The 7,655-nt window shown below is 46.3% G+C and carries 9 protein-coding genes and 1 pseudogene; 3 read left to right on the top strand and 7 right to left on the bottom strand.

Going from position 1 to position 7,655, the window contains the following annotated elements; genetic code table 11:
• Positions 1–112 (top strand): annotated as a pseudogene (locus tag H3001_RS19920) (ISAon1 family transposase); the annotation flags it as partial.
• A gap of 137 nt (positions 113–249) precedes the next feature.
• Here the strand turns inward: H3001_RS19920 and rplI are convergent.
• The 3 genes from rplI to rpsF are packed head-to-tail and all read right to left on the bottom strand — an operon-like array spanning position 250 to position 1,337.
• Positions 250–699: a 50S ribosomal protein L9 gene (gene rplI / locus H3001_RS18285; protein ID WP_178243372.1), complete on the bottom strand. Its 450-nt coding sequence runs from the start codon at positions 697–699 to the stop codon at positions 250–252.
• An 18-nt stretch (positions 700–717) separates the two neighbouring features.
• Complete coding sequence (gene rpsR, locus H3001_RS18280) at positions 718–987, bottom strand: 30S ribosomal protein S18 (RefSeq protein WP_005841178.1); 270 nt, start codon at positions 985–987, stop codon at positions 718–720.
• A 2-nt stretch (positions 988–989) separates the two neighbouring features.
• On the bottom strand, positions 990–1,337 hold the full coding sequence (gene rpsF / locus H3001_RS18275) for a 30S ribosomal protein S6 (RefSeq protein ID WP_178243373.1): 348 nt from the start codon (positions 1,335–1,337) through the stop codon (positions 990–992).
• Positions 1,338–1,519: 182 nt separating this feature from the next.
• Here rpsF and H3001_RS18270 point away from each other — a divergent pair, with 182 nt between their 5' ends.
• Entirely contained in the window at positions 1,520–1,966 is a 447-nt protein-coding gene (locus H3001_RS18270; RefSeq protein WP_181215695.1) for a MarR family winged helix-turn-helix transcriptional regulator, read from the top strand.
• Positions 1,967–2,031: 65 nt separating this feature from the next.
• Here the strand turns inward: H3001_RS18270 and H3001_RS18265 are convergent, their stop codons facing one another.
• The 4 genes from H3001_RS18265 to H3001_RS18250 all read right to left on the bottom strand — a co-directional run bounded on the left by H3001_RS18265 (position 2,032) and on the right by H3001_RS18250 (position 6,924).
• Positions 2,032–2,199, bottom strand: a complete 168-nt coding sequence (locus H3001_RS18265; RefSeq protein ID WP_178243375.1) for a DUF362 domain-containing protein — start codon at positions 2,197–2,199, stop codon at positions 2,032–2,034.
• Between the two features lie 119 nt (positions 2,200–2,318).
• Positions 2,319–5,249, bottom strand: coding sequence for a glycoside hydrolase family 3 N-terminal domain-containing protein (locus H3001_RS18260; protein WP_449579092.1), 2,931 nt, complete (start codon positions 5,247–5,249; stop codon positions 2,319–2,321).
• A 58-nt stretch (positions 5,250–5,307) separates the two neighbouring features.
• Entirely contained in the window at positions 5,308–6,150 is an 843-nt protein-coding gene (locus tag H3001_RS18255; protein WP_178243377.1) for a bifunctional metallophosphatase/5'-nucleotidase, read from the bottom strand.
• An 18-nt stretch (positions 6,151–6,168) separates the two neighbouring features.
• Positions 6,169–6,924, bottom strand: a complete 756-nt coding sequence (locus H3001_RS18250; RefSeq protein ID WP_178243378.1) for a 5'-nucleotidase C-terminal domain-containing protein — start codon at positions 6,922–6,924, stop codon at positions 6,169–6,171.
• A gap of 200 nt (positions 6,925–7,124) precedes the next feature.
• Here H3001_RS18250 and rplS point away from each other — a divergent pair, with 200 nt between their 5' ends.
• Positions 7,125–7,478, top strand: a complete 354-nt coding sequence (rplS, locus tag H3001_RS18245) for a 50S ribosomal protein L19 (protein ID WP_178243379.1) — start codon at positions 7,125–7,127, stop codon at positions 7,476–7,478.
• Positions 7,479–7,655 lie beyond the last annotated feature (177 nt).

The following is a 7,655-nucleotide window of genomic DNA, read 5'->3' as shown; positions in this document are numbered from 1 at the left end:
TGCTGAATCATTCAATGCTAAAATCAAACTCTTTAGAGCGAATCTCAGGGGAGTTGTTGACAAGAAGTTTTTCTTATTCCGCATTGCGAACTTATATGCATATCCCCACTAAAAAGCTACTGACCCGGAATATCCCATTCACAGACTTCCGCTTCATCCGCTTCTTCGGAAACCCCGATGCATCAAAACAAAAAAGACCCCGAACAAAAATGTCCGGAGTCTTTTATCAAGTATTTACAGACTTGCAATTTAAGCTTCTTCAGCAACTACTTCGAAAGGAATTTCTACAGAAACTTCCTTGTGAAGTTTAACAACTGCCTTGTAATGACCAACTTCTTTCACGTTGTCTTTTACAACGATGATCTTACGGTCGATGTTGTGACCCAATTTAGCCAATTCTTCAGCAATCTGAATGTTACCTACAGAACCATAGATAACACCTGTAGCGCTGACCTTAGTAGCGATAGTCAAAGAAACACCGTTCAATGAAGCAGCTACAGCTTCAGCATCTTTCTTAATCTTTTCCAATTTGTGAGCACGCTGTTTCAGTTCTTCAGCCAGCATTTTCTTTGCAGCAGGAGAAGCAATCACAGCTTTACCAGTCGGAATAAGATAGTTACGACCATAACCTGACTTAACGGTTACAATATCATTCTTGTAGCCCAAGTTAACTACGTCTTCTTTCAAAATAATTTCCATACTCTTATTCCTCCTTTATTATTTCATCATATCAGTTACGAAAGGCAGCAAAGCCAAGTGACGAGCTCTCTTAACAGCCTGCGCAATACGACGCTGGAACTTCAATGAAGTACCTGTAATACGGCGCGGAAGGATCTTTCCCTGTTCGTTCAAGAATTTCTTCAAGAATTCAGGATCTTTGTAGTCAATATACTTAATACCACTCTTTTTGAAACGGCAGTATTTTTTCTTTTTAACGTCTACTGAAGGCGGAGTTAAATATCTGATTTCTGATTGTTGCTGTGCCATGATTAGTTTTCCTCCTTTTTAGTTGATTTAACATTTCTTCTCTTAGCAGCGTATTCTGCAGCGTATTTATCCATTCTGAAAGTCAAGAAACGGATAACACGTTCGTCACGACGGTAGTTTACTTCCAACTTCTCGATAACAGATGGTTCTGCTTTGAATTCAATCAGCTGATAGAATCCTGTAGATTTCTTCTGAATTGGGTAAGCCAACTTCTTCAATCCCCAGTTTTCTTCATTGATGATCTCCGCACCTTCCTGTGTCAGGATAGCTTTGAACTTTTCTACCGCTTCCTTCATCTGAGCATCAGACAAAACGGGAGTTAAAATGAAAACGGTTTCGTATTGATTCATACTATTCGTTAATTAAATATTAATAATAATTTTTTAAATCGCGGTGCAAAGGTACTACTTTTTATCTAATTTGCAAATATCCATACGGCTATTTATATAATAAAGAATGTTATTTCTTTTTTTTCACATTCGAGAAAATACAAAAGTTTGTATCTTTGCATGGTTGTTTAAACAATAATTAGATGATAGAACAATTTAATTTTGACATTCAGTTGATTTTCGCCATATTAAACGGAAAGGTTTCGGCAGCCATAAACCGGAAGCTGATCCGCAACTTCCGTTTGAATGGAATGGAGATAACTCCCGAACAATGGACCGTACTGCTTTTTTTATGGGAAAAAGACGGAGTCACCCAGCAGGAGCTTTGTAACGCGACCTTCAAGGACAAGCCCAGCATGACCCGACTGATAGACAACATGGAAAAGCAGCACCTGGTAGTACGTATTTCCGACAAGAAAGACCGGCGTACCAATCTGATTCATCTCACCAAAACGGGAAAGGACATGGAGGAAAAGGCACGGTTCGTAGCCAACAAGACATTAAAGGAGGCGCTGCAGGGACTGACACTCGAAGAGCTCCGGATCAGTCAGGAAGTCTTGCGGAAAATATTCACCAACACCAAGGACTAAGGCACAAAAAAAGAGGTCATGCTAAAAGCAGACCTCTATCAATTAATCAGTCATTGACGATTCGATTATCCCTGGTGGATTGCTTCAGAAGGACATACATCAGCGCATGTGCCACATTCTGTACACATATCCGGGTTGATTGAATACTTATCACCTTCAGAGATAGCGCCAACCGGACACTCATCGATACAAGTACCGCAAGCGATACAATCGTCATTAATTACGTAAGCCATTGTAGTAAAAAGTTAAGTTATTATTAGTACTAATTTGTTATTGCAAAGGTAAACTTTTTAAGCGAATTTGTAACATCCACATTGCAATATTTACCTAATTTGTATCTAGTCTAAATAGATTATCTCATTAACGACTGATACATTGTCTGTTGCATCCGTTCCCTGATTTTCAGCTGCATCAATTTCCGGCTTCCATAGACCTCCGGATAAATCCGGTTGCTCAGGAATACAAACACCAGTTCATTTTCCGGATCGGCCCATACACAAGTACCGGTAAATCCGGTATGACCGAATACCGCAGCCGGCGCTTCAGCGGCACAAGGACTCTGGTCAGGGTCCTTTGCATCCGGACGGTCAAAACCGAGTCCCCTTCGGCTGGCCTTCGACTTCATGGTCGTAAGCAACTCGCAGGTAGCCCTGCTCAGGTAACGCTGGTCGCCGCAGATACCCTTGTCGAGCAGCATCTGGAAGATAACCCCCAAATCGGATGCCGTAGAAAACAGTCCCGCATTACCGGAAACCCCTCCCATAAAAGCAGCAGCCTCATCATGCACGATGCCCCGCAAGGAAGTCCCCCGCAGAAAATCGGAAGTCACTGTCGGCACAATGTCTTTCTTGGGAATGCGCTTGAGCGGACAGTACATCGTAGCCGACAAGCCCATCGGACGATAGAACAGACTGTCCAGGTACACATCCATCGGAACTCCCGCCACCTGCTCCACCATCTCCTTCAGCAACATAAAGTTCAGGCAACTGTAGCGATAGGTGCGTGATTTCAGCGGAGCCTTGGCAATCTCGCCCAGGATTACCCCGGGAAAAGTATTTTTGAGGAACAAACTGTCGGAAAGAGGCAAGGAATACTCATCCGACCTCACCCGGGCTACCCATTCTTCTTTATAAGGAATCTCCGTACAGGCATACAGGTTCTCACCGACCCGGTTTGTATGAAACCTGTCCGGTTTCCTGCGGAACAAACCTCCGGGACATTTTTTCATGTCCACCGTTTCCAGGTAAAAAGGAAGATACGCCGGCAGACCCGATTCATGATACAGCAGTTGCTGGATGGTAATATTTTCCTTATCGGTATGCTGCAGTACCGGAAGATACCGGCTCACCTTGTCGGTCAGTACAATCTTTCCCTCGTCATACAGTTTCATTACCGCCAATAAAGTGCCGGCAGCCTTGCTCAGCGAAGCCAGATCGTACACACTTCCCGGATGCACCTCTTCCTCTCCTTCGTAAGTGAATTTGCCAAAGCACTTATGATATACCGGATAACCCTCCTTCAGAATCAGGATCTGGCATCCGGGATAAGCCTTTTCACGGATGCCCTCCAATGCCAGCGAGTCAATCCTCTCCAGCACCTTCGCATCCATATTAAAATCCTCCGGCAAGTAAGAACGCGGATGATCCGGATCCACCACGATTCCGGTACCTTCCGGCCATCCTCCTTCCACCTTCACCGACAGTTTACCGTTGGCGAATGCCTTTCCCAGCAATACCTCTGCCACATACCGCTGCACATCGTCTCCGTCGTTATGCGCCAGTATCACAGTGGCTGCCTGCCTGATCGTGCTCACCTCTTTCTGCAGTACGGCATGAGGCTGGAAGCAAACCACCACCACCGGTTTTTCGAGCGACAAGCGTCTGACAAGGTTCCGGTAGGTACCCAGTTCTTTCTCGTGCAAGGCTACAATCACCCGCTGCGCCGGACGAATCCGTTCCTCCACGTAGCGGAGCGAATCCGGATTGGCACGCATCCAGGTAAGCAAAGGCATCCCCTTTTTCAATTCCTGATAAAAAGGATGCGCCTCCGTCAGTGTCTTTGACACGCTCAGCAGCACATTGCCCGAAAGAGACAGATCCAGAGGCAACAAATCGGCAGAATCTTTCACTACCGTCACTGCCGCACGGTCCAGTTCTTTCATCAGGCGCAGCGTTTCCGGAGTTTCAATCCGCTCCATCAGGCCCTCCTCCTTCACCGGACGATAATCGGACAAGCCCAACAGGTATTTATACGTCAATACCTTGCGGCACTTTCGGGTAATTTCCTCTTCACTGATTTTTCCGGCCTTTACTGCCTGATATACCTCTGCCACCTCCTTTTTCAGGTTTCCCGGAGAAAGCAGCAGGTCATTCCCTGCCTTCAATGCACTCACGCACAAATCAGTCGCGTACTTGGAAAGGCCTTTCATTTCCATGGCATCGGTAAACACCAGTCCCGAAAAGCCCATTTCGCCGACCAGCAGGTCACGAATGACCTTAGGAGACACCGAAGCCGGCTTATTATCCAGGCAGGTTACCTTCAGGTGTCCCACCATCACCCCGCCGATACCGGATTCCACGGCCTTGCGGAAAGGGAACAGTTCCAGGGTATCTAGTCTGGTACGGTCGAAGGATAACACCGGCAATGCATAGTGCGAGTCGACTTCCGTATCTCCGTGTCCGGGAAAATGCTTACATACCGCCAGCACTCCCCCGTCCTCCAGTCCGCGGGAATAGGCAATCACCTTCCGTGCCACATTCTCCTTGCCGCTGCCGAACGAGCGTGTGTTGATAACCGGGTTTTTCGGATTATTGTCGACATCGGCCACAGGTGCAAAGTTGACATGCACCCCTATCTCGCGCAACTGCCGGGCTACCTCCTTACCGTAGCGGTAAATCAGGGAATCCTCCTGGATGCATCCCAAGATACGGTTTCTCGGGAAAGACGGAGTCTGCTTCAGACGCATTCCCAGTCCCCATTCACCGTCGAACGTAACCATTACCGGCACCTTCGACAACCGCTGTGCGTAGTTGGTCAGGGCAACCTGCTTCTCGACCTCACCACCGGAAAACAGGAGTCCTCCCACTCCATATTCTTTCACTGCCCGGGTCAGATACGTCTTGTTTGTCTGTGAGAGATTGGGAGCCAGCTTATACACAAACAGCTGTCCGATTTTCTGCTTCAGCGTCATCTGGGACATCCGTTCGTCCACCCATTTCCGGCAGGCAGCCGTATCGTTAGCCTGCTGCATCAAAGCCGTCGGATAAGACTGGGCACAAAGCATTCCCGGTAATCCGACCAGCAAACCGATCAATAATCCGCGTACATTCATAGGCCGATACTCAATTTTTATTGAACTTCAGAACCATCTTTCCGAGGAAGGCACCATTCTTACCCATCTGCTGTACCGGAATCTCCACTCCGTCCAGGTTTTTGTAATAACGGGGCGACTCAAAATAAGAATGAGAATGTCCTCCCAGCACTACATCCACATTACGTGTACGCTGTATCAGCTGGATGTCCGAATAATCTCCGTCCTTCCATCCCAGATGAGACAGACAGACCACGGCATCACATCCTTCCTCCATCTTCAGGTAGTCGGCAATGCGCTGTACCTCGGTAAACGGATCCTCGAATTTCACTCCTCCGTAGCAACTGGAAGCTACCAGTCCTTCCAACTGCGGACCGACCCCGATGACTCCGATTTTCAATCCCCCACGCTCCAGGACCACATACTCCTTTACCAGTCCTTCCAGTACTGTTCCTGTCACATCGTAGTTGCAGCACACTACAGGGAAGGCAGCCATCTTGAAGAGACGGGCCATATTCTCCAGTCCGAAGTCGAACTCATGATTGCCAATCGTAGCGGCATCATATCCCATCTCATTCATCAGCTTCACTTCTACTTCCCCCTTGAATATATTATAATAAGGTGTACCCTGCGAAAAATCACCGCAGTCGAACAACATCACATTTTCATGTTCCTTACGCAACTGCTTCATCAGTGTCGCCCTGCGTACCAGACCGGCCTTATTTGCCAGCAGTGTATCCTGGAAATCGGCAGGGAACGGTTCCACCCGGCTGTGCATATCATTGGTATGAAACAAATACAAATCCTTCGTTGCCTGGGCATATCCTCCCAAGACACACAGGAAAAAACATATAATGACTGTCGCTTTCTTCATATTCTCACACATTTAATTTTACCGTTCCACAATACGTCCTTCCACCTTGGCAGTCACCGGTCTGCCTTCAGCTTCACAGCGCTTTACATACTCAATAAACAAATCGCGCAAAATGGCATTCTCCGGCACGGTCTTTTCCGTAGCCTTGCGGAAAGCCTCCATATGGTCGTTTCCTTCTGCCAGATAATCAATGGTAGCTATCCGGTATTCGCTCTGTTCGTCCACTTCCTTTCCTCCCACTTTGGCACTCAGCAGTTTTCCGTCCTTCGAAATCTCCAGCTGCGCCCCGCTGATTCCTTCTCCGTGAACGGCAGCTATCTGCTCAAACAGTTCCAGCAGCACATCTCCCGTCACCGTCACTACTACCAGTGCGTTCTGAAACGGAGAAATCTCATAAATCGAACTGAAAGTTATCTCTCCCTGGTTCAGCAGGTTGCGGATTCCTCCCATGTTCATCACTCCCACATCAGCCTTCACCCCGGTTTTAAGCGCCGCACTCTCACAAAGAATATCGGCAATCAGGTTAGACAACGGCGACTCCGGACGATAAGCCGTCAACTTGGCCTCAGCATGTCCGATTACCGGCTTCATTAAACTGTCTATATGCTGTTGATAAGGTTTCAGAATAAGAGCTGCCTGCTCATCCGGATTTGCATCATATACCTCAGATACCGGGATTCTTCCTCCCTCTACCGATACCAGTGAATAGCTGGAGCTGCAGGCCCCCAGCAGACACATTCCGGCCACTAGACTACAAAAAAATACTTTCCTCATATATACTTTCATAATGTTTTAACAATCAAATATAATAAAAAAGGGACGGAGAGAAAAAAATAAGCTAAAATATCTGCATAGATTTGCCTATTTACCAAAAAATCACTTACTTTGCAACGCTTTCGCGCAATCGCTGTCAAAGAAGAGTTACTTGATATGTTGCGTTGTAACGATCAAACAATTTAATTTAAAAAAGAAACATGGATTTAATTAAAATTGCAGAAGAAGCATTTGCTACTGGCAAACAGCATCCTTCATTCAAGGCAGGTGACACAATCACAGTAGCATACCGTATCGTTGAAGGTAGCAAGGAACGCGTTCAGTTGTATCGCGGTGTTGTTATCAAAATTTCTGGTCACGGTGAAAAGAAACGTTTCACTGTACGTAAAATGTCTGGAACAGTTGGTGTAGAACGTATCTTCCCATTGGAATCTCCGGCAATCGACAGCATCACTGTCAACAAAGTTGGTAAAGTACGTCGTGCAAAATTGTACTACCTGCGTGCGCTTACCGGTAAGAAAGCTAGAATTCAGGAAAAGCGTGCTAACTTTTAATACTGAATCTATTATTCCTTACATAAAAAAACCAGTCTCAAAAGGACTGGTTTTTTTAGGGACACTCAGTAAATAGTATAAAATTAGCCAACTAATTCATACACAATGTATTGCGAATTAGTTGGCTTTTTTGTATCTTTAGATATTCCCCCGAAAATAAGGTTTGGCAGCCAAAAC

It is taken from the genome of Phocaeicola faecicola (assembly GCF_013618865.1).
GTDB lineage: Bacteria > Bacteroidota > Bacteroidia > Bacteroidales > Bacteroidaceae > Phocaeicola > Phocaeicola faecicola.
Note: the sequence above shows the minus strand (reverse complement) of the source record. Positions and strands in the feature narration are given on the sequence as shown.

Excerpts from the sequence above, each read along its gene's own strand:
- H3001_RS18270 (WP_181215695.1), top strand. The coding sequence starts at position 1,520 with ATGATAGAACAATTTAATTTTGACATTCAGTTGATTTTCGCCATATTA.
- rpsF (WP_178243373.1), bottom strand. The coding sequence starts at position 1,337 with ATGAATCAATACGAAACCGTTTTCATTTTAACTCCCGTTTTGTCTGAT.
- rpsR (WP_005841178.1), bottom strand. The coding sequence starts at position 987 with ATGGCACAGCAACAATCAGAAATCAGATATTTAACTCCGCCTTCAGTA.
- rplS (WP_178243379.1), top strand. The coding sequence starts at position 7,125 with ATGGATTTAATTAAAATTGCAGAAGAAGCATTTGCTACTGGCAAACAG.
- H3001_RS18260 (WP_449579092.1), bottom strand. The coding sequence starts at position 5,249 with ATGCTTTGTGCCCAGTCTTATCCGACGGCTTTGATGCAGCAGGCTAAC.
- H3001_RS18265 (WP_178243375.1), bottom strand. The coding sequence starts at position 2,199 with ATGGCTTACGTAATTAATGACGATTGTATCGCTTGCGGTACTTGTATC.
- H3001_RS18250 (WP_178243378.1), bottom strand. The coding sequence starts at position 6,924 with ATGAGGAAAGTATTTTTTTGTAGTCTAGTGGCCGGAATGTGTCTGCTG.
- rplI (WP_178243372.1), bottom strand. The coding sequence starts at position 699 with ATGGAAATTATTTTGAAAGAAGACGTAGTTAACTTGGGCTACAAGAAT.
- H3001_RS18255 (WP_178243377.1), bottom strand. The coding sequence starts at position 6,150 with ATGAAGAAAGCGACAGTCATTATATGTTTTTTCCTGTGTGTCTTGGGA.